Annotated in this window: 26 protein-coding genes; 5 read left to right on the forward strand and 21 right to left on the reverse strand. The window is 37.2% G+C overall.

Features of this window, described 5'->3' with window-relative positions:
* Positions 1–67: 67 nt before the first annotated feature.
* The 3 genes from ACEPXG_RS18570 to ACEPXG_RS18580 all read right to left on the reverse strand — a co-directional run bounded on the left by ACEPXG_RS18570 (position 68) and on the right by ACEPXG_RS18580 (position 2,059).
* Positions 68–991 (reverse strand): S66 peptidase family protein, encoded by a 924-nt coding sequence (locus ACEPXG_RS18570; RefSeq protein WP_391205701.1) that lies wholly within the window; start codon positions 989–991, stop codon positions 68–70.
* 96 nt (positions 992–1,087) lie between these two features.
* Positions 1,088–1,378, reverse strand: coding sequence for a M55 family metallopeptidase (locus tag ACEPXG_RS18575; protein ID WP_391205703.1), 291 nt, complete (start codon positions 1,376–1,378; stop codon positions 1,088–1,090).
* Between the two features lie 363 nt (positions 1,379–1,741).
* Positions 1,742–2,059, reverse strand: coding sequence for a hypothetical protein (locus tag ACEPXG_RS18580; protein ID WP_391205705.1), 318 nt, complete (start codon positions 2,057–2,059; stop codon positions 1,742–1,744).
* Between the two features lie 268 nt (positions 2,060–2,327).
* On the opposite strand from ACEPXG_RS18580, the gene corA reads away from it, so the two are divergent.
* Together corA and ACEPXG_RS18590 are read left to right on the forward strand one after the other, a co-directional pair.
* Positions 2,328–3,290 (forward strand): magnesium/cobalt transporter CorA, encoded by a 963-nt coding sequence (gene corA, locus ACEPXG_RS18585; protein WP_391205706.1) that lies wholly within the window; start codon positions 2,328–2,330, stop codon positions 3,288–3,290.
* 28 nt (positions 3,291–3,318) lie between these two features.
* A complete protein-coding gene (locus tag ACEPXG_RS18590; RefSeq protein ID WP_391205708.1) occupies positions 3,319–4,413 on the forward strand; it encodes an RtcB family protein in 1,095 nt (364 codons plus the stop codon).
* Positions 4,414–4,684: 271 nt separating this feature from the next.
* Here ACEPXG_RS18590 and mdh read toward each other — a convergent pair whose 3' ends face one another.
* From mdh to ACEPXG_RS18680, 18 genes are all read right to left on the reverse strand, one after another.
* Positions 4,685–5,626, reverse strand: coding sequence for a malate dehydrogenase (gene mdh, locus ACEPXG_RS18595; RefSeq protein WP_391205710.1), 942 nt, complete (start codon positions 5,624–5,626; stop codon positions 4,685–4,687).
* A 33-nt stretch (positions 5,627–5,659) separates the two neighbouring features.
* A complete protein-coding gene (locus ACEPXG_RS18600; RefSeq protein ID WP_391205713.1) occupies positions 5,660–6,013 on the reverse strand; it encodes a BMC domain-containing protein in 354 nt (117 codons plus the stop codon).
* On the reverse strand, positions 5,988–6,290 hold the full coding sequence (locus ACEPXG_RS18605) for a EutN/CcmL family microcompartment protein (protein ID WP_391205716.1): 303 nt from the start codon (positions 6,288–6,290) through the stop codon (positions 5,988–5,990). Before ACEPXG_RS18605 ends, ACEPXG_RS18600 begins: the two co-directional genes overlap by 26 nt.
* Positions 6,291–6,307: 17 nt before the next feature.
* Positions 6,308–7,168, reverse strand: coding sequence for a phosphate propanoyltransferase (gene pduL / locus ACEPXG_RS18610; protein WP_391205719.1), 861 nt, complete (start codon positions 7,166–7,168; stop codon positions 6,308–6,310).
* Between the two features lie 26 nt (positions 7,169–7,194).
* On the reverse strand, positions 7,195–7,482 hold the full coding sequence (locus ACEPXG_RS18615; RefSeq protein WP_144512570.1) for a BMC domain-containing protein: 288 nt from the start codon (positions 7,480–7,482) through the stop codon (positions 7,195–7,197).
* Positions 7,483–7,504: 22 nt separating this feature from the next.
* A complete protein-coding gene (locus tag ACEPXG_RS18620) occupies positions 7,505–9,019 on the reverse strand; it encodes an aldehyde dehydrogenase family protein (protein ID WP_391210004.1) in 1,515 nt (504 codons plus the stop codon).
* 28 nt (positions 9,020–9,047) lie between these two features.
* Complete coding sequence (gene eutL / locus ACEPXG_RS18625; protein ID WP_391205723.1) at positions 9,048–9,695, reverse strand: ethanolamine utilization microcompartment protein EutL; 648 nt, start codon at positions 9,693–9,695, stop codon at positions 9,048–9,050.
* Between the two features lie 17 nt (positions 9,696–9,712).
* Positions 9,713–10,693 (reverse strand): ethanolamine ammonia-lyase subunit EutC, encoded by a 981-nt coding sequence (gene eutC / locus ACEPXG_RS18630; protein ID WP_391205726.1) that lies wholly within the window; start codon positions 10,691–10,693, stop codon positions 9,713–9,715.
* A gap of 12 nt (positions 10,694–10,705) precedes the next feature.
* Positions 10,706–12,010 carry an ethanolamine ammonia-lyase subunit EutB gene (locus tag ACEPXG_RS18635; RefSeq protein WP_391210006.1) on the reverse strand — a complete coding sequence of 435 codons (1,305 nt, stop codon included), beginning with the start codon at positions 12,008–12,010 and terminating at the stop codon, positions 10,706–10,708.
* Positions 12,011–12,086: 76 nt separating this feature from the next.
* Entirely contained in the window at positions 12,087–13,535 is a 1,449-nt protein-coding gene (locus ACEPXG_RS18640; RefSeq protein ID WP_391205729.1) for an ethanolamine ammonia-lyase reactivating factor EutA, read from the reverse strand.
* 115 nt (positions 13,536–13,650) lie between these two features.
* The gene (locus tag ACEPXG_RS18645) at positions 13,651–14,172 is read right to left on the reverse strand and encodes a EutP/PduV family microcompartment system protein (RefSeq protein ID WP_391205732.1); all 522 of its coding nucleotides are present in this window, start codon (positions 14,170–14,172) and stop codon (positions 13,651–13,653) included.
* A gap of 15 nt (positions 14,173–14,187) precedes the next feature.
* On the reverse strand, positions 14,188–14,529 hold the full coding sequence (gene eutS, locus ACEPXG_RS18650) for an ethanolamine utilization microcompartment protein EutS (RefSeq protein WP_391205735.1): 342 nt from the start codon (positions 14,527–14,529) through the stop codon (positions 14,188–14,190).
* A 33-nt stretch (positions 14,530–14,562) separates the two neighbouring features.
* Positions 14,563–15,834, reverse strand: a complete 1,272-nt coding sequence (eutH, locus tag ACEPXG_RS18655) for an ethanolamine utilization protein EutH (protein WP_391205738.1) — start codon at positions 15,832–15,834, stop codon at positions 14,563–14,565.
* 147 nt (positions 15,835–15,981) lie between these two features.
* Positions 15,982–16,551 carry an ANTAR domain-containing response regulator gene (locus ACEPXG_RS18660; RefSeq protein WP_391205740.1) on the reverse strand — a complete coding sequence of 190 codons (570 nt, stop codon included), beginning with the start codon at positions 16,549–16,551 and terminating at the stop codon, positions 15,982–15,984.
* Complete coding sequence (locus ACEPXG_RS18665) at positions 16,526–17,983, reverse strand: sensor histidine kinase (protein ID WP_391205743.1); 1,458 nt, start codon at positions 17,981–17,983, stop codon at positions 16,526–16,528. Before ACEPXG_RS18665 ends, ACEPXG_RS18660 begins: the two co-directional genes overlap by 26 nt.
* A gap of 129 nt (positions 17,984–18,112) precedes the next feature.
* Positions 18,113–18,490, reverse strand: coding sequence for a hypothetical protein (locus ACEPXG_RS18670; RefSeq protein ID WP_391118524.1), 378 nt, complete (start codon positions 18,488–18,490; stop codon positions 18,113–18,115).
* Positions 18,491–18,509: 19 nt separating this feature from the next.
* Positions 18,510–18,986 carry an acyl-CoA thioesterase gene (locus ACEPXG_RS18675; RefSeq protein ID WP_391118526.1) on the reverse strand — a complete coding sequence of 159 codons (477 nt, stop codon included), beginning with the start codon at positions 18,984–18,986 and terminating at the stop codon, positions 18,510–18,512.
* A gap of 124 nt (positions 18,987–19,110) precedes the next feature.
* Positions 19,111–20,076, reverse strand: coding sequence for a DUF4003 family protein (locus tag ACEPXG_RS18680; RefSeq protein WP_391205746.1), 966 nt, complete (start codon positions 20,074–20,076; stop codon positions 19,111–19,113).
* Positions 20,077–20,169: 93 nt separating this feature from the next.
* Between ACEPXG_RS18680 and rluF the strand changes: the two genes are divergently transcribed.
* From rluF to ACEPXG_RS18695, 3 genes are all read left to right on the forward strand, one after another.
* Positions 20,170–20,877 (forward strand): 23S rRNA pseudouridine(2604) synthase RluF, encoded by a 708-nt coding sequence (rluF, locus tag ACEPXG_RS18685; protein WP_391205749.1) that lies wholly within the window; start codon positions 20,170–20,172, stop codon positions 20,875–20,877.
* Positions 20,878–20,991: 114 nt separating this feature from the next.
* Positions 20,992–21,414, forward strand: a complete 423-nt coding sequence (locus ACEPXG_RS18690; protein WP_391205751.1) for an SRPBCC family protein — start codon at positions 20,992–20,994, stop codon at positions 21,412–21,414.
* A complete protein-coding gene (locus tag ACEPXG_RS18695) occupies positions 21,415–21,741 on the forward strand; it encodes an ArsR/SmtB family transcription factor (RefSeq protein ID WP_391205753.1) in 327 nt (108 codons plus the stop codon).
* Positions 21,742–21,821: the final 80 nt, after the last annotated feature.

A 21,821-nucleotide genomic window follows, 5' to 3' on the forward strand; every position in this document is an offset into this window, starting at 1 on the left:
AGTCCCAAGACCAGGTTCTATTGAGAATGACATTTTACTTCCTTCAAAATAGAACTAATTGGATCCTTTACTCAACTCCCGGTAAAATAACAAGCGCTAAATTATCTGCATCTAACTCAGCTTCTGCACCAAGCGGAACAGCAAAATGAGGTTCACAATGACCTATCTTGAATCCCCTTACAGCCGGCTTTCCTAAACTACCTAAGTAGTGATTGAGCACTTCATCTAAAGAAAATGAAACCTGCCGTTTTTTCGGTTCCGCATCTTTAAAGTCTCCGATAACAAATCCCGTAGCTTCGTCCAGAATACCTGCTTGTCGAAGCTGATTGAGCATTCCATCTACCCGATATGGTTCTTCACCAATATCTTCAATCAACAATAATTTACCTCTAGTGTCTACTTGGTATTTCGTCCCAACTCCACTTGCAAGTAGCGATAAATTCCCTCCTGTTAACTCACCACGTGCCGCTCCACCTGAAAAGCGTGTTAACGGAGAAATCGCTTCGGTATAATGCAGTTCCATTGGTGTAAATAATTGTTGGAACATTTTTTTCGACAGATCAGAAAACGTGTCTTTCCCAACATCTGAAGCTAGCATAGGACCATGGAAAGTCACAATATCGGAGTATAAATTCATGCTTGTATGTAAAAAAGTAATATCGGAATAACCCCAGAAAATTTTTGGACATTCATTCATTAATTGAAAATCTATTTTATCCGTGTATCTAGCAGACCCATATCCCCCACCAGCACAAATTATTCCTGCAATATTTGGATCCGCGAACATCTCATGTAAGTCTTCTAGACGTTCTTCATCTGAACCTGCAAGATAACCATATACGTTTTCTACACTTTTCCCCATTTGATAGTTCAAACCTAGCCCATCTAAAAATTTTAAAGAGCGCTTTAGTTGTTTAAGATTTGGTGGACTGGCAGGAGCAATAATACCAATCGTATCTCCTATTTGTAATCGTTTTGGACGAATTTTCATCTTTGTATTTTCTCCTTTATTTACTTATCAAAAGCCGCGGCACTTTTAAAGTGCTGCTACTTTTGAATGTAATGCTTTAACTGTCTATCTGGAAATTTATTCTTTTACTGCTGCTGTATTAACACTTGGAATTAAAACTTCTGCTTCTCTAAATGGTCCATCATCTCCCGCAACCATAATTACCGGCACTCCAAAATGACCTTCTACATATACATTAAATCCAAGTTCTCCAACTACTATATCATTTATAAAGAAATTTCGAACGCAGTATATAATGGAATGGCTCATTACTTCTGGATGCAGATCTTCTACTAAAATATGATTCATTTTAGAGTGAGTGTAATTTACTATTATTTCTTTTACTCCTATTGATAGAGCACTTCCCACAATTGCATCTGCCTCTTTTGTCATTATACGTCGAGTACGTTAATAATTATGCTTATCTGAGTACACAAAAGTATGATCCAGCAAACCCGTAATCCTTTAAACATCTATTGAAAGAAAAAGCTTTATTCCAAAACATTCTTATTTTTATTCAAAAAACCTTTCTAAGTAGGAGTCATACAACTTTATCGAAAAAAGTACTGTAATTTAAACTATTTTTGATCGTTATAGTTTTACAGGTTCTTTTACTTACATAAATCAAAAAAGCAAATGCGCTTTAAAATAAAGGCATTTGCTCCTGCGCCGCTTCGCTACTCGGCGCAGTTAAAAGATGTGCTTCTTTGCTACTTCTTGCAATTCATTTCATTAGAATCGCGGTTGACCTGGAAAGAATTGTTGTTGTGGGAACGGTTGTTGGAAACCTCCTTGCTGCATTGGAAAAGCTTGTTGAGGTGGATTCACAACGACATTTCGATTAGTTTCTGTATAGAAATGCTGTGGAACATTGACAATATGCTCTCTATTCACATTTACAATTGGGTGGATAACAGGTTGCATTCTCGGCATAAAAGAATCATGCACGCGATATTGTGGTGGACATACTAACGGTGGAGCAGGTGGTTGGAACCATGGAGACAGCATAGGTTGCTGACATGAATGACAAGGTTGACGATGTGGGTTCACGATAAATTCACCTCCTTTTGCACTTATACTAGTAGATGCAGAACCGGACATTACAAACTAGACAAACACCTCAATTCACTGTAAATAAAAAAGCGTCCCTCCGAAAAAGAGTTCTTTCCTAACGTTTATACCCCTATTCCAAGTTACTGACAAAGGGTATATGAGTTAGGATGTTCAAGAAAGTAAGCTTTAACAGGTGGATTTTGTAGGAAACTGTCGAATATGAGATAATATATAAAGTTATTTAGTGTTGAAATGAGGTATTAATATGATTCGAACGATAGGGATAACAACAGATCACGAGATAATTAGTGACTTTCCTCTCGAAGATATAAAGCATAAAACGTTTGAATGGTATTGGGTTGACATAGAGGAACCTACAGAAGAAGAGAAAAATCTTCTAAGCTCCTTCTTTCATTTCCATCCACTAGCAATTGAAGATTGTTTATTAAGGCTTCAACGTCCAAAAGCAGATCATTACGATGGCCACGTATTTTTTGTACTACATACGTTCAATGAAGTAACACTTGATGCAGAGGAACTGAATTTATTTGTTGGAAAAGATTTTGTCGTTACCTTTCATTTTCCTATCATGCATGAACTAGATCAAGCTCGAGAGCGTATAAAACGAAACCCAAAAGGATGGGAACGCGGAGCTATGCATGCAATGTATCATATTGTCGATAAGGTGGTGGATGCTTATTTTCCGATTGTTTATAAAATTGAAGACTATCTAAATGAATTAGAAGATAGGCTATCCATAGATATGCGGCATTTGTCCATGAATCAAGTGTTTGACCTTCGAAGTGATTTACTTAGATTACGACGAACCATTATTCCAATGCGTGATTTGCTCTATCGAATTATGAACTCGGAGCGAATTAATTTACAGCCTTCTGAACGGGCTTATTTTGGAGATATTTATGATCATCTGCTAAAGCTAGCGGATATGGTTGAGACGAATCGTGAACTTACGGCTGATATTCGAGATAGTCATATGTCCATTAACTCGAGTCATATGAATAGGATTATGATGATTTTAACAATTGTTTCGACCGTTTTTATCCCTTTAACATTTATCGTGGGAGTATACGGCATGAACTTTGTAAATATGCCTGAGCTAGAGTGGAAATTTGGATACTTTGGTGTGATGGCATTGATGGTCGTTATTGCTATCGCCATGCTTGCTTGGTTTAAATATAAAGGCTGGTTTAATTTGTTTAAGAATTAATAGTCAGAACAGAAAAAGAGGTGCGATCTTGATAGAAATAAAAGGAACATATAATAATGCGCTTGTTTATACAGATACAATAGAAGAAACAGCAAAGGTACAAGTAGAGCAAATTTGTAGTCTTCCCTTTTTAAAAGACACGAAAATAAGAATGATGCCAGATCTTCATGCAGGTAAAGGTTGCACTGTAGGAACAACGATGACAATTACAGACAAAGTGGTTCCTAACTTTGTTGGCGTCGATTTGGGTTGCGGAATGATCTGTGCAAAGCTAGATGTTCTAAAGGAAGATATACACTTTGAAAAGTTAGACAAAACAATCAAGAAAAACGTACCAAGTGGTACTCGCATTAGAAATAAAGAACATCGTAATACTATAGAAATACCTTTTGCTGAAGTTGCTGCTCCTATTAATGAAAACCGCGCTCGGTTAAGCTTAGGTACTCTTGGTGGAGGAAACCATTTCATTGAATTAAACGAAGGCAATGACGGTAGTATTTATTTAGTTATCCACTCCGGAAGCAGGAATTTAGGGAAACAAATTGCAGAGCATTATCAAGATGTAGCACATCAAACCCTTGGTGATAGTGTTTCTAAAGATTTGGCATATGTAGAGGGAGAAAATATGAAGGATTATTTATTTGATCTTTCCATTGCTCAAAAATATGCAGCATTCAATCGAAAAACAATGGCCGAAGTTATTTGTAGAGGTATGAACTGGAATATTGAATCTGAATTCGACACGATTCATAACTATATTGATTTAGATAATATGATCTTACGTAAAGGTGCCATCTCTGCGCAGGATGGTGAAATTGTAATAATTCCTATGAATATGCGAGATGGTTCGCTCATTTGCCGAGGAAAAGGAAATCCAGATTGGAATTACTCTGGTCCACACGGTGCCGGACGTATAATGAGTCGCTCGCAAGCAAGAAAACTAGTAGCATTGGAAATTTTTCAAGCTTCTATGAAGGATGTTTGGAGTACTTCTGTTGTTTCAAGTACGGTCGATGAATCCCCGTTTGCGTATAAAGATATGCAAGACATTCTTTCACATATTGACGATACAGTTGAAGTGTTGGAAGTAATAAAACCAATTTATAACTATAAAGCGCATTAAGAAAAGTGCAAGAGTCCTTAAAAAACATCTTTCTTCATCAATTTCCAAGTGCTTTGAACTAAATACACTATTACCGAGTGAATTTTTGTGAAGTAATGGTGCATTTAGTTTGAATAATGAGAGATATGATCCTGTCCTACTCATTTAACAGCGGACGAAGATACAATCTCGTCCGCTCAGCACTTCTTTATCGATGAATGCTGTCTATCTTTTCTCCTGTACTACCAAAATGGTTTCATAGAAAAAGCATCCCTTACATAGGAATGCTTTTTTAGATATTACATATTTTAATTACAGATTGAACAGAATTGACTGATTTATCTAAAGCAAGTTTTTCTTCATTCGTTAACGGAAGTTCGATAATACTTTCTATACCATCGCCTCCGATAACAGTTGGCACTCCTAAATACAAGTCTTTATACCCATACTCCCCTTCTAGATAAGCGATAGTAGGTAGTATTCGTTTTTTATCTTTAATAATTGCTTCGGCCATTTCTACAAGTGAAGCTGCTGGAGCATAATATGCACTACCATTTCCAAGAAGAGAGACAATCTCGCCCCCTCCTTTTCTTGTCCGCTCCACTATAGCTTCTAAACGCTCTTTTGAGATAATTTTCTCTAGTGGAATTCCACCCGCGTAGGAATATCGCACAAGCGGAACCATATCATCCCCATGACCGCCTAATACAAATCCTGAAATATCTTCTACAGAAATATTTAATTCTTCTGCGACAAATGTATTAAAACGCGCAGTATCTAGTACACCAGATTGTCCAATTACTCTATTTTTCGGAAACCCAGTTGTTTTATAACAAACGTATGTCATGGCATCTACTGGATTACTTAATATAAGAACATAGCTATTTGGTGCATACTTTTTCACTTGCTCTGATACAGAGCGCATAATTTTTGCATTAATACTCACCAGGTCATCTCTACTCATCCCCGGTTTTCGTGCAATACCGGCAGTAATAATAACCATATCCGCATCTTTTATATGTTCATAATTAGACGTACCAGTAACTTTCGAATTAAAACGTTGAACTGAACCTGTTTCTAATATATCTAATGCTTTCCCTTTTGCAGGGTTTTCTAATTCCGGAATATCTACAAGCACGAGGTCCCCTAGTTCTTTTTGAGCTATCATTAAGGCTACTGTAGCACCTGTATAACCAGCCCCAATTACGGCGATTTTATTTCTCCGAAAAGCCAAGTACTTTCACCCTTTCCTATACCATTACGACCCTTACTGTGGATTAGTGTCTGTTTTCACTGGTTTAGTACGTGCAGGCTTTGTTGTTAACTTACTTTCTTCGTATCTATTGTAGTCGAGCGGCTTAATCATCTCGTAAACAGATTGGTCTGGGCGTGGAATAACATGAGCTCCCAAAAGCTCTCCCACGCGTTTTGCCGCTTCACGACCAGCATCTACAGCGGCTTGGACAGCTCCTACATCCCCTTGAACAATAACCGTGACAATTCCCCCATCAATCATTTCTTGTTTTATTAATGTCACATTAGCTGATTTAATCATGGCATCAGCTGCTTCAATGGAACCGATTAACCCTTTTGTCTCAATCATCCCTATTGCTTTGCTCATCGATTTCACCCCTTTCTACTTCTGTCGAATCAATAATTCCAATGATTACCGCATCAATCGGCATCGGATGATCGCGCATTATGTAACGGGATGAACCTCCACTCGTGACAAGAACATCATCCCCGATACCTGCACCTATTCGATCGGCAGCAACAAATTGGGTTTTCACCGGTTTACCTTGTACATCTACAGGCTGTACAATTAGTAGCTTTAACCCTTGTAATCCTTCCTCTTTACGAGTTGCCCAAACGTTTCCGATAACTTTTCCTATTTGCATGCTGTCATCACCTATTTCTATTTTCTAAACGAAATGGATATACCTAGCTCTCTTGCTGTATCTCGTGCAAGCGCTGTAATAATAGTTCCTTTTTCTAGGATAATTTCTTTTGTTGTCACTTCTCTTACATCGTCTTTCGAAAGTAACTTTTTGGGATAATTAAAAATAGAATCTTCACTACTTTTGGTTACAACTTTAGGTACTTCCATCTGTACTTTTATACGGTTCTCGCTAGACTTTATTAAACGACCAATTGATCCTTTAGAAATAAACCCTGCGTTCGATTCATCTGTATCTATATGCATTTCTAACTGGTATTTATCCGATACACGAATTTTTACATGACGATATGCCATTGGTCGAACACCATCAGTTTCTACCGTTACATATTCATCATTTTGAACACCAAAATGAGCTGCATCAACAGGCGTCATATGAATATGAGCTTGCGCGATAATTAGTCCCTCTTCTAAAAAGAGGCTCCCTTTTGGCCCTATTATCGTAAAAGCTCCTGATCCTTCTATGTCTCCTGATTCACGAAGGGGAGGATTTAATCCTAGCTTCACTGCATCTGTCAAACTGACTTCTGCTTGCGTCAGGGAACGAGCAGGACCAAGCACTCGCACGCGTTCAATGCTTCCTTTTGGTCCTGCAATAACAACCGTTTCATTGGCTGCAAATTGACCCAGTTGGGATAAGTTCGCTTTTTTCGTTAACTCATACTCTTTTCCAAATAATGCTTCCACATGGAGTGGTGACAAATGAACATGACGAGCAGAAACAGCGATTGGAATTGAATCTTTTGAAAGTGGTTGCTCAACTTTTTCGAGTTGCTCTAAAACTTCCCCTACAATTTTTTCAATTAATTGCTGATTCATCTTAGAACCGCCTTTCTAAGCTACTTTTAGTTTTCTAGTTTCGGTAAAATCATTTCTAACTCATTATGTGGTCTAGGAATTACATGCACAGATAATAATTCTCCAACACGTTGCGCTGCTGCAGCTCCAGCGTCTGTTGCTGCTTTAACAGCACCTACATCGCCTCGAACTAATACTGTTACAATGCCTCCACCAACATGTACTTTCCCTACTAGATTTACGCTAGCTGCCTTCACCATTGCATCTGCAGCTTCAATTGAACCAATTAATCCTTTTGTTTCTACCATTCCTAATGCTGTACCTTCTCTTGACATATTCGTTTCCTCCTAATAGGTTTTATTTAGATAATTGTTTTACTATTTCACTGACCAAATCTTTTACTACTTGAGGGTCGACAGAGTCATTAGAACCCAATGAAGATAATACATTCGCCACTACTTGATCTGTCACATCTTCCACTTCACCATTTATTTCATTGGTAGTAGTCTCATGTGCTGGAAGATTCACTTCTTTAATTCCATAAGCCATTCTCTTGATGTTTAATAAATGCTTGGCACTTACATTATCTGAAGTAATATTCCCTCCAAATGTTCCACACCCTAAAGTCATTGATGGCATTAAACCGGTTGTGCCTCCAACTGCTCCAACAGATGACATCGTATTCACTAAGATTCGAGAAACCGGCATCTCCAACGCAAACTCGCGAGCGATACTGTCAGTTTCTGTGTGAAGGGAAAGACTATGCCCCATTCCTCCAAGTTGAAGTAAAGACATACAAAGCTCTTTTGCATGATTAATATCTGACGCAATATACATTGCGAAAACCGGCGAGAGTTTTTCGAGTGAAAATGGAACCTCTTTTCCGACCTTCGTCTCCATTCCAACAATAATACGTGTCCCAGGTGGTAAGGAAATACCGGCATAATTCGCAATGGTTTGAGGACTTTTCCCAACAATTTTTGGATTCACCTTACCTGGAAATGGAGAAATCACTTTCTCCATTAAAAGCTTTTCATCCTCGGACAAAATATAAGCTCCATATTTCTTAAGGGCTCTAGTAACTAATTCCGCAACATTTCGATCTACTACAATGGCTTGTTCAGTAGCACAAATAGTCCCATAATCAAATGACTTACTGTTAACAATGTTTTCTACGGCTTTATCAATTTTTGCCGTTCGTTCGATGTACACCGGAACATTTCCAGGTCCAACGCCGTAAGCGGGTTTCCCCGAACTATATGCAGCTTTTACTAATGCTCCTCCACCAGTTGCTAAAATAAGGTTGATATCTGGATGTTTCATGAGTTGCTGCGTTGCTTCCATGGATGACATTGTTAAGCATTGAACAAGCCCTTTAGGAGCACCAGCAGTTACGGCAGCTTCTTCACAAACTTTCAATGCTTCTTGCGTACACTTCACCGCGTATGGATGGGGACTCACAACTATCGCATTCCTTGTTTTCAGGGAGATGAGTGTTTTAAAAAAAGCAGTAGACGTTGGGTTTGTAGTAGGAATGATTCCAGCTATTACACCAAATGGAGCAGCAATTTCTAGTACTTTATTAGCTTTATCTTCTCCAATAATACCAACTGTTTTTAATTCTTTAATACTTTCATAGACATCTCTTGAACCAACTTCATTTTTTATCTTTTTATGTTCAGCTACACCCATACCTGTCTCATCCACAGCCATTTTTCCAAGTCTAGCTGACTCCGCAAAGGCTGCATTTGCAACTGCTTTTACTACTTGATCTACCTGCTCTTGCGTAAACGCCATATATACTTTCTGTGCAGTTTTTGCTGCTTGAACCGCGGTACGCATTTCCTGTAAAGCCAATAAATCAGTATCCATTACTGTAACCAAAGCACTCACTCCTTTCCTAGTAATCTAATGGCCGCTTTGCCATGTTGAAGATAGCTTCCCTAAAAGCATCTGTAGCAGCTTGGCACGAAGATTGACTACCAGTGAATAAGCCACCACCAAAGTTTGTCTCAGAAGGTGGAGCAAAAAATTCACACACTTGCACATCTGCCGCTTTTAGAGCAGCATCTAATCCAACTATTGCCTCTAAAGGTGGGGCGATTAAATAGGCAAGTGACTGTCCTTCATGTACGCCAGCTACTCCCGCTAAATAGCTTCCGCAACTAGATATTACTTTTGAGTACAGTGCGTGATTTTCATCGTCATTAATTGCTTCAAAATAAGCATCATTTTCAACTGTAATCCGAATAGAGTCTAATCCGCTTTTCACTTCTTCTGGAGAAGGACCGGCTATAATTCCAATAAATTCTCCAGAAAGAGGCCCAGAAGCATGTGCAGCGCCAGCATAAAAGCTTTTTGCATAAACCACTTCTACATCCGATTTTTTCGTCGCTTCATCTGCAGCAGTATATCCAACGTCGTCAATTGTCGTAGTAAATAATCCTAAGCTTCTTTGATAGGGCTTTAAGTTTAGTTTTTCAGCAAGACCTGCATCTACATTTGGAATTACTTGCATAGATAAAATATCTGCAAATATTTTTTTCATCCTACACTAAATACCTCCTATCCTTCTTTCTTCACTAACGACACACCACTTGCTTCGTATTTCAAGATTTTTTGAATAAGTGTACCTAAATACGCTCCCGCTTCGACGGAGGGAATTCCACCTTTATGAATATTGGAAATAACCATACGATCGGCTTCGATTGTCCCAATTCTTGGTTTATAGCAAATATAAGCACTGAGAGATTCAGCTGACACAAGTCCTGGTCTTTCCCCTATTAAAATTACAACTATATCTGGTTGTAATAACTCGCCTATTTCATCCATTAAAGCTACTCGACCTTTGTCAACATAAAAAGTAGTACCCATTTCAATATTTAAGTTTTTTAATGACTGTTCTAAACTCAAATAAACGTCTTCTAAATTTTCTTCAAGTGCTTTTGCACTTAGACCATTTGATGCAACAATTTGTACTTTCGGAGAACGTTTGCACTTTTCCAAAACAGTTTTTTTAGACTCGTCTGAAAGTCTTCTTCCTAAATCTGGTCTTCTAATATACTCCTCTTTATCTAGCACTCTCGTATGCACCTGGAAGAAATTTAACCGCTCTAAAATTTCCTGTGGAACCTCTCCGTATACAGCATCTACAGCTGCGGCGTGATCGAAGCGAAATTGAAGCCATGTATTTGTTTTAGGCCTCGATCCAGCCCTACCTACAGCAATTCGAGCTGGTGTTTTTTTACGTAACTCCGATAAGTAATTTTCTTTTTTATCATCCTCTATCGAAACTTTTTCTTTTAACATTTGTGACTTCATTAATCTTTCTTGCTCGTTAGTTGCTTCCTTTGAAGGATAAAATTTTACTTCTCCAACTGGATCAACATCCTGTTTTACTTCCGAAAAGTTAACTACAGAATGATCCTGATACAATTTTACTTTTTGATTCCCTTGACCATGTTCTTGAGCATTATTATTCACTTCATTGGTCTGGAGCTTTTCAATGACCATCTTTGTAATTTGTTTGATTAGCTGTTCATTCACATAAGTCATCTCCTAACGTGTGAATAGACTCGGATCGCCTGCACGAGCACTCAATCGACCATTTTCGTATATCCCCATTTTCTCTAACCATTTCAAAAATTCAGGTGCTGGTGTTTTACTAAATGTTTGGAGTAAAGTCGCTACGTCATGATAGCTCATCGATTGATAGTTCAACATACAATCGTCACCCATCGGAGTTGCAATGATAAAATTCACTCCTGCAGCCGTTAAAAGAACCCCTAAATCTTCAATATCATTCTGATCCGCTTTAATATGATTTGTATAACAAATGTCCACACCCATTGGAATCCCGTGCATTTTTCCCATGAAATGATCCTCTAAACCTGCACGTATTACTTGTTTACTGTTATATAAATATTCGGGACCAATAAACCCTACAACCGTATTTACAATAAATGGGTCAAAATGTCGTGCAAACCCGTAGTTTCGAGATTCAAGTGTCATCTGATCGATACCAAAATGAGCTTCTGCTGAAAGTTCAGAACCTTGACCTGTTTCAAAGTACATGACTTGAGGCCCCGTCCCAGTTCCTTGCTTTAATGCTAGCTGCCGGGCTTCTGCAATTAATTCTGCAGAAATTCCGAACGACCGATTAGCAGCTTCTGTACCTGCTATACTTTGGAAGATCATATCCGCAGGAGCACCTTGCTCTATTGCTTTCATTTGTGTTGTAACATGTGCTAAAACACAGTTTTGCGTAGGAATTTTCCAGTCATTAATAAAGTCACGCGTAGCATGGAGTAATCGCTTCACACTTTCAACTGAGTCGTCTACCGGATTTATTCCGATTACAGCGTCACCAATGCCGTATGATAATCCATCTTTTAGGGCGGCAATCATTCCATCCACACTATCTGTCGGATGGTTTGGTTGGAGACGTGAAGAAATCGTTCCTTTTTGACCAATCGTAATATTACAAGTGGATAGAATTTCGATTTTATTTGCTGCATGAACTAAATCTAAATTAGACATTATTTTAGCAGCTGCTGCTATCATTTCAGAGTTGAGCCCTTTACTTATACGCTTTAGCTCGCGGTCTCCTACTTCATTACTTAAAATGTATTCTCTAAGTTCAGCGACACTCCAATTTTTTAGCTCTCCGTAGATTTTTTCATTTAGATCACTTTCGATTATCTTAGAAACCTCATCTTGTTCTATGGGAATTAAAGGATTATTGCGAATATCACTCATCAGTACTTCACTAAGCACTGACTTTGCAGCAATTCGTTCCTGAACTGTTTCTGCGGCTACTCCCGCTAGACGGTCCCCTGATTTTTCTTCATTTGCTTTCGCCATTACTTCCTTCAAGTCTTGAAAGTTGTAACTTATGCCACCTAACACGGATTTTAAATTCACTGTAAAACCCCCTCCTTTACGACGAGTGGAATGTTAATGTTTTCACTACGACTGGTACTACACCAGAGTCGAGTGCCTTTCCAATATCCATATAGTCTCCGTGAACGACACTTACTTGATCAATACATATAACACTTTGCCTAACATTCATTGCAAGAAGTGTTTGGCCAATTACTTTTGCGTGGTCCGTTTGTAAAACAAGCACAATCGGCAGCAAAGGATCTGGGCGTTTTTCCATCACTTTTACAATTGCTTCTGATAATTTCTGGATGTCCCGAAATCCCATATAAGGTAATTCTGAGATGTAAAGCGCAAAATTTTGCCCTTCTCGAGCTGCATCGTACATATCTATAGCTTTTTTTATCGCTGCATCAAAATTTTCTAGACCTTCTTGCAAATTCGAATGAAAGTTAAAATTATATACAGGTACATTTCTAACCGGTAAATCCTGAGGTGATATTTGTATGGTTGCCCCACTAATTTCGGTCGTTTGTGTCCCAGCTCCTAACACTGTTGCACGTACTGTTTCAATAGGTTCTAGCCAAGAAAAGCTTCGAAGTGTTTCATCTCGTTGAAGCTCCTTAGCAAGAACCTGACCAATATCCTCGTACTCAGTGGTTGGATGAACACCAAACTCATGGTTATAAATGCATTCTGATATTCCACCCGAGAACACAATCGTCTCTACTTTTTCTTTCCAATTTGGAGAGTGACCAAGTAAAAGTACGTTATCTTTCTGTTGAACTTCACCTTTCAATATTCTGCCAAGTGATTTTGTCATAAACTTAATGACCAGATCAACGTCAAGTGCATCCCTTGAATCCCCTACGAATAAAGAGATACCTTGTTCCTTTAGAAGTCTCTGTACTGAAGGAGAGATAGATTGTATCTTTTCACCTTGAAATTCTATTAATCTCCCACCAATGTGCATTGTACAAGTTCCAAGAAGCTCTTTATCTTTAAAAACTGCTATATTTGCAGTTCCACCGCCTATATCAATATTAGCAATTACTTTTCCAGTGCGAGCAGAATAATCAAAAGCACCTGATCCTTTTGCTGCGATAATACCTTCTAAATCCGGACCCGCTGTTGCTACTAAAAAATCTCCTACTTCATTGGACAAATAGTGAAGCATTTCCTTCGCATTGTGCTTAGTTGCAGTTTCACCGGTAATGATGACTGCACCTGTTTCAATTTGATTTGCCTCTATTCCAGCTTTTGAATACTCTCCCTGAATAATTTTCTCCACTTCAGCAACATCTATTGTCGTATTATCTTTCAATGGAGTTCTAAAAATGGGACTTTTATAAATGATTTCTTTATCGACAATTTCAATTCTCGGAACATGGGTAGTCCCCGCGGTATTCATTAATGAAAAGCGACTAATAATCAACTTCGTCGTGCTTGTTCCTATATCAATTCCTGCACTAATAATCGTTTCTTTTTTACGATTGAAATCGAACAATACCACACCTCACTTGTAAATAAAAAACGCCTTAACTAGACACGCAGAATTTTCTCCGTGTAAGTAAAGGCGCCTTTGCCTATTTATGAACTTTTATTTGGTAATTGTAAATATATCAAATATTCCGAGAATTGTAAAGTTGATCGGTAAACAATAAACATGCATCTTGCGAATCCATTATATAACTTTTCATAGACTCCATATCATTCATTTTTACTAATGCCTTTAGCTGTTCTATTCCTTCTCCATTGAGCGAAGACGTGATGACAATTGGTCCATATGAAATTACAGAACGAATCATTTCAATAGAACGCTCAATGTTTGCTTCTGGACTGTCACTTTTTGTAATCACACCAATTGGCAATTTCGAAAACCCAGTACTAAATCCCGGAGGAAAAATCATTTTACTATTTGTAGCGTCCTGTAAATAGAATACATGTGTTACTTCAAGCGCTGTAGCCATAATATTCTTATAAAAAAACGGGTTTTCTGTATATTCACCAGGCGTATCTACAATCCAGTCATAATAGATCAATGTTTGTGTCTTAACGGCAGGTACAATCTTACCTAATAATGCGTTTGTAAGTGTAGATTTCCCTGCACCAATTGCACCGATTAGCATTGCTCTATTTTTCATGGTCCACACACATCCTTACGATTTCGTTATGTCTGCTGGTGTATAGCTAAGTCTTTCGGATAAAAATCGATTAATCTCAATCATCGCCATATCAACTTCCGAAACACTTCCCACTATAACGAGACTTCCTGTAAATCTATCCAAAAAGCCAATTCTGACATTTGCTGCTTTCGTAGCTAAATCTCCCGCAATAATAACGGTCTCACTTGGAGTGCAAGTCATAATTCCCAATGCTCCAGCTTCTTGAATTCCAAGCTTTACAAACATATCTGGATCTGGGTTTGCTATTAAATGACTTAAAGTAATCTGTTTACCAGGGACAAATTCTTGTATAAATCTTTTTTTCTCTTCGCTCATTGTGACACTCCTTTCATGTGCGAAAAAATATATTTACGCTTGCGCTGGCGCAGTTTTTTTGGTTGGAACTTCTTCATCTAAATACTCATTCGGCTTAATAATACCTGCTGCACGATCTAATTCTTCTAGCTTCAATGCAGTTGGAACTGATAACTTGTAAGCGATAAGGATTGCACAGATACCAGCAAGCAGTTTCCCTAAGATTACTGGTAAAATGATATTTGGTTGGAAGTTAGCAGTAAAAGATAAATGATCACCTAATAAGAACGCCGAACATACACCAAAAGCGATATTTAACACCTTGTCTTTTGGTCTCATATAACGTACTAGGGAGAACATCGCTAAAATATTTGCAATCGTAGCTAGAATTCCTGCACTCCCTACTGAAGAAAGTCCAATCTTACGTCCACCTGCTTCCAAAGGTTTTGAAGCATACTTACGTAATAAATAAACCATTGGGAAAGCACCAGCCAGCATAATACCAATGTATCCAGCGGTTTCAAGTGCTCTAAATTGATCTGTTGCATCCGCCATAATTGGGTCGAAACCCCATGCTCCAAATATTTTTGAGAACAGTCCAGTAAAGATTTCCACGATAGAGAAAACTAACACTAACTTAATCGCTGCATCCATTACTCTCCCAAAAATCATGAACCCTGCAATCATGCCTCTAGGGAAGAACTTTAACCCCGCGGCTATTAATATGACGAAGATGAGTAAAGGTGTTAAGTTAACCAAGATTTGCCCATAACTTATGACAAACTCATACGTAGAATCTGATGTAGTACTAATAACGTCACGTACTTTTGTGTCAAATAAAACTACTAAAACGGATGCAATAAATGCTCCAATCGGAATAGTAAGTACTCCAGACATAATTCCAAGAGCCATATATTTATGATCGCGTTTATCTAGCATTGCTAGACCCATCGGAATCGAAAACACAATTGTTGCTCCTGCCATATACCCTACAATAAGCGCCATTATCCATCCTTCATAAGACTCTTTCAAAGCATTCGCTAATTGATAGCCTCCCATATCTGATGCTAAAATTGCTGTTGCTGCAATTGCAGGATCTGCTCCTATCGTATGAAATATTGGACCTATAAATTTGCTGATAAACCATGTTAAATACGGGATAGATGCCATAATACCTGCTGCAGGCACAAAAATATGACCAACGGCATGGAGACCAGACATAAACTCTTTTCCTAAACCATTGTCTGGATCTTTAATAGCTGCAAAAGCACCCATTACTGCACAAGCCATTATTATGTACACTACTACTGTTCCTATCATTGCCATTAGTTTTTTCCCCCTTTAAGTAAAAATATTAACTCTCACCATAAAAAATCCCTTGCAAGCTACTAGAATTGCTAACACCCCCTCTAAGGAAATACATACAAAGAGGCGCTTAAAGAAATTACTCTTTAAGCGCCTTTGCTTGTGTATTTACTTGTATTTTAAGATTATTTCCTTCGCAACTGACACCATTGTCATTTGTCTAGCCATACTAGATTCTCTTAATCTTTTAAAGGCTTCTGGCTCTGCTAACTCTTCCGCTTGCATTAAAATCCCTTTTGCCCGCTCAATTAACTTTCTTTTTTCAACTTCTCGTTGGGCATTTTGAATGTCTTTCTTAAGTCGCTTTGCTTTATCGGATTGATGTAAAGCAATTTCTATTGCAGGTATTAAACTTGCCTCTGATATGGGCTTAACAAGATAGCCTACGATATTATCTTGCTGTGCTTTTTCTATGAATTCCTTTTGACTATATGCAGTAATAATCAGTATAGGCAAATCTAGTTGATTTGCTATTATTTTACTAGCTTGTAATCCATTAATCTTTGGCATCTTAATATCCATAAGAATTAGATCTGGTTTATGTAAAAAAGCTAATTCTATTGCCCTTTCACCGTCTCCTGCCTCCCCTATAACTTCATATCCTTGATCTTGAAGCATAAATTTGATATCCATTCGAATAATAGATTCATCTTCAACTATCAGTATTTTCTTTTTCATAATAGATAACCACCTCCGAACTAATGGGAAACGTTATGACCGCATGTGTTCCTTGCTCAACAGGTAAATATCTAAACTCTCCATTTAAATCATTCCTTACTAAGTTATGAACAATCTCTAAACCTAATGATGATTTTGGCTCACTCATTCCGACGCCGTTGTCGAATATATGAAGCTCTAGAAAGTCTTTGTTTGAATAAAAACTTACTTCTATTTCCCCTTGAGAGTCCTCTTGAAAAGCATGCTTTAATGAGTTTTGAACAAGTTCATTAATAATAAGTGCTATCGAAACCGCTTTCCGTGATGTTGTTAATATTCTATTTCCATTTGACTGAATAATCAAGCTTACTTTTTTATGAATTTCATTTAATACCATTGTAGAGGATACTTTTTTCGTTAATTCTATAATATTTACATCATCATCATCCGCATCTGTATTCGATAAAATTAACTCATAAACGGATGAAATACTATATATTCTATTTAATGTATCTTCAAAATAGACCTTACTTTCTTCTGGAAATCCCTTTCGCATTTGGAGGCGTAATAAACTAGCAACTGTTTGAAGATTATTTTTAACTCGGTGGTGGATTTCCTGAATAACAACTGACTTCATCATCAGTTCTTTTTCTTTTGTACGAAGCTCTGTCACATCTTGGATAATGAGCAAAGTTCCCCTTAACCGTTCTTTATCTCTCATTCTAATTTTTTTTATGATTAAATGTTTTCTATCTACCGTTAAATCAAATAGGTAAACATCTTCTTTAAAATCATAGATTGATTTAATAAAAGGCAATAATTCCATTATATTTTTGTTCCTAATTTCTTCCGTCTTACTCATTTCCGAAATAAAATTAACTCCTACTGGATTCGCATAAATTAAATGATTATCCTTATCTGTTAACAAAAAAATTTCCATGAGAAGATCAGATATCATTGGCATTTCACTAGAGCTACTGCTAAGAATTGCATTTAGTTCTTCCTGACCGAACGAAACGTTTTTATGACCAACAACAAAGGGTAATTGCTTAAATATTTCCTCCTCAGAAATTAATACACCAATAACTTGATGTATATTATTTTTTATAGGAATAACACATTGTTCAACTGACTTCCCTTCCTGGGTCACCGCTTGGCTAGTAAGCGACTTTTTGCCTGTTCGATAGCTGTAAAATACACCTGGTTCAAAGGATTCAAAGACGATTTTTCCTATTACAGAGTTTTCATAAACAGATTCGGATGATCTTGGAAAAGCCTCTGCAACTACAATTGCATGTTCACTATTATTCATCTTACAATCTATGAACATATAAGCATTTTTTAAATCTGCATGCAATTGCAATGTTGAAGCTACATTCTCTAAAATCTGAATATCTTCCGAAGTCAGATCAGTATAAATATTACACAACTGCACTAAAGTAGATTCACTCAATTTATTTTATCTTTCTTATTTATTTGAATTATTTGAATTCATTATACAAATAAGATTCTAATTGGTCAATTTATTTTCAATAACAAAAAAACCTTTAGAAACCATTTTTCGCAGCTTCTAAAGGTTCTTTTATTTATTTTCAATTGCCCTGCCAAATAAGTTTTTAATAAAACGGATGAGTGCGTATAAACAAATAAGTACAAAAGCAAGTAGTAGAACATGCTCTAGGGTAGACGACAAACTAAACGGATCTAAAAAAATGCGAAATAACACAAACAAATAAATAATGCCGGCAATACCCGCTAGTAACACTACCCCAATAATGGAGAGCTGTGCGTTGGTAAGTCGTTTCATATGATGGCGATGTATTACTATTTCAAGAATAATTGCAAGAGCTATGACTGTAAACGTAATCGTCAATTCACCAAAATATGCAAAGTTTATTAAATATACCACTAATAGCGCAATCATAATGTACATATAAAATTCATCGATTCGCTTCAGCACAGCATCACATCCTATAGTATTAGTGTTTCATATCTAATCGTTGTTTACGATGGGCACGTCTAGCAGGACCTGTTTCAAATAATCGTTTTTCTTCATCGGTTTCTGGATGAATGCCCGGTATTGGAACTGGCTTACTATTCTTATCTATTGCAACCATTGTTACATAGGACTCTGTCGTAAGTTTTTCTTCTCCTGTTATTAGGTTCGTCGATGTTACACGAACATAGACCTCCATAGACGAACGACCAGTGGATGAAACGACCGCATCTAACTCAAGGACATCTCCAACTTTTGCAGAAGAAAGAAAATCAACTGAATCAATAGATGCTGTTACTACCTCACCTTGCGCATGTTTCATAGATGAAATGGCTGCTATTTCATCTATATAAGCAAGAACTTTTCCTCCAAAAATCGTTTGGTGATGATTTGTATCTGGTGGAAGGATTAGGTGGGTTTGTATTGTTCGGGATTGACTCATGGGGTTTGTTTTCATCATGTATTACTCCTCTAATTTTGTAAAATTAATTACTCATCCTATTTTCAGGTATGATTAATTGATGCTAGACCATTCTTCACGGCTTCTGCAATCATAGCACATCCATTATAGTATAACATGAAGGTTAGTTAGAGTTGGAAGATGAAGTCGCAGCACTAGTTGCCGCTATCGTCGATACCATCATCGCTTGTTGTGCCTGGAGAAGCATTTCCAGAGATGTCGCCATTGAAATAGCCGCTGTTGTATAAGTATCTTTTGATGACCTCATTTCCCACCCAAGTGCAATAGGCAGTGCACTTTCTTTGTACCAAGAAAATAATTTCATACTTACCAGGGATTGATAAGTGGAAACGATGTCATTTAATTGGTCTTCATTCATTTTCAATACTGCCATAAATCCAATCATTGGATATTGGGCTACAGAAGTCTTTATCTTTACACTTTTTAATCCATCTCGAATAATCAATGCTCGTGATAACAAATCTTCTTCGTAGTTTTGACTTGTGTACGTTAACACCTGCGACATCCATTGTAATTCATTTCCCGAATAAAACTTATGATTTCGAAGTTCTTGATAGTAACGATTCATCGATTCAGCTCGAACTGTAGTGTCTCCATCCAATTTCCCTAAAAACATGGCATATGGATAATCATCCGTGGATGTTAAAAAACGATGATGTTTTTTCATGTCCTCCATTAACTGTTTCGCCCGATCTACCTCGTTTGGCCAAGCTTCTTTATCATCTGACATTAGTAATGCCGCTAAATAGGTATAGCTATTCACTTTAAAGGAAGACTTTTTTAAAGCCTCTACTTTCTCTAATAAAAGATCAACCGCTTGAATGGAATCTAAACCTCCAGCATCGATTGTAGCAACAAAAAGAGGGTGTAAATAAGAGCGTAATGGAGAAAATACACTTGCTCTCTTTTTAATATAAGCTTCTATTTCCTTAAATCTGCTTTCATCAAACTCTTTACCTAGAATTACGTAATAGCCTGCAAGTGATAAAGTAACTCGCTTATCTACACCCCAGCCTACTACTTTTTTTAAAGCATTAAATGTATGTTCAATTTTTTGATTGATTGTCATAGCCGTTCACTCCTTTTCTTTTTTACGTTGTTTACTCTGAATTAGTTTCAACTTTTGTTATAATTATTGTAATAAGAAAAGTAGGTGTCAATTATGCGCATTAACAAATTTTTAAGTGAAGCAGGCATTATTTCTAGACGTGGTGCCGATAAATGGATTACAGAAGGAAGAGTAACCATTAATGGTCAAATTGCAGAGCTTGGAAGCAAAGTTGAGGCAGGAGACGATGTTATGGTTGACAACAAGCCAATTGTTGTTGAACAACCTTTAATTTACCTTGTGCTAAATAAGCCAGTTGGTATTACAAGCACAACAGAAAGGCATGTAAAAGGAAATATTGTCGATTTTGTCAATCATCCACTACGTATTTTCCATATCGGTCGATTGGATAAAGACTCGGACGGGCTAATTTTATTAACAAACGACGGGGATATTGTAAATGAAATACTACGTGCGGAAAATAAACATGAGAAAGAATATATCGTTACAGTCAACGAGCAAATCACAGATTCCTTTCTAGAAAAAATGACTTCGGGAGTAAATATTTTAGGCACGAAAACACTTCCTTGCAAAGTGAAAAAGATAGGACCAAAAACTTTCAATATTACACTTACGCAAGGATTAAACAGACAAATAAGAAGAATGTGTTCCGCTCTTGGATTCACTGTGAAAAGACTTCAACGCAAGCGTATTATGAATATTACCCTGGAAGGTCTCGCTCTAGGGCAATGGAGAGAATTAACAGAATTAGAGAAAAAAGAATTATTTACTACACTTAATTATTCGCCAAAAAGGAAATAATTTTTTTTGAGACGAAACGTGGTAATATCACTTGACATAAAACCAAATGGTTTCGTATTATAAATTATACGAAACCATTTGGTTTTATTTTTAATTAGGAAAGTAGGATTAACAATGGAAACTAAACTTCAAGATATCATACAAACAATCGTATTAAATGCACCAATTAAAAAAGTGTGGGAAAATGTATCAACCTCGGAAGCGATTGCAAGCTGGTTTATGCCAAACGACTTTCAATTAAAAGTCGGTCATGAATTTCATATTCACTCGCCTTTTGGTCCATCCCCTTGCAAGGTTACAGAAGTAAATCCTCCAAATAAACTTTCTTTTATATGGGATACAGATGGTTGGGTTGTTTCATTTATTTTGAAAGAAATTGGAGACAAAACGGAGTTTACACTTATTCACGGTGGGTGGAAACAACCGAATGACCTTATTACAAAAGCAAATGAAAAAAGCTCTATTATTCGAGATAATATGGCTCATGGTTGGGAAGGGATTGTTCAGGATCGTCTAAGAAAGGTTGTTGAAAGTTAAGTGTCTTCTGCCGCACAGAAATATGATGTATTTCAAGCTATCGCCGATCCAACAAGAAGAGAGGTTCTAAAGCTTCTTTCGGAAAAAGAATTACCTATTTCTGAGATTACTTCTCATTTTCCGATGAGCCGCACAGCAATAGCCAAGCATCTTCATGTTCTTTCAGAAGCAGAATTGGTGACAGGGCGTAAAGTAGGTAGGGAAAAAATATATCAGCTTCAGCCTGAATCTTTAAAAGAGTTAAGTGAATGGCTATCTTATTACGAACAGTTTTGGAACAACAAATTATCTATTCTTAAATATATAGTAGAAAACGATAAAGAATAAGAAAAACGCAAGCGTGCCCTTTAAGAGTGCATCTTGTCCTCACTATTTCCCAAGAGTTGTGGACTAAACAGTAGCTACAC

Source organism: Psychrobacillus sp. L4 (genome assembly GCF_042944905.1).
Lineage (GTDB): Bacteria > Bacillota > Bacilli > Bacillales_A > Planococcaceae > Psychrobacillus.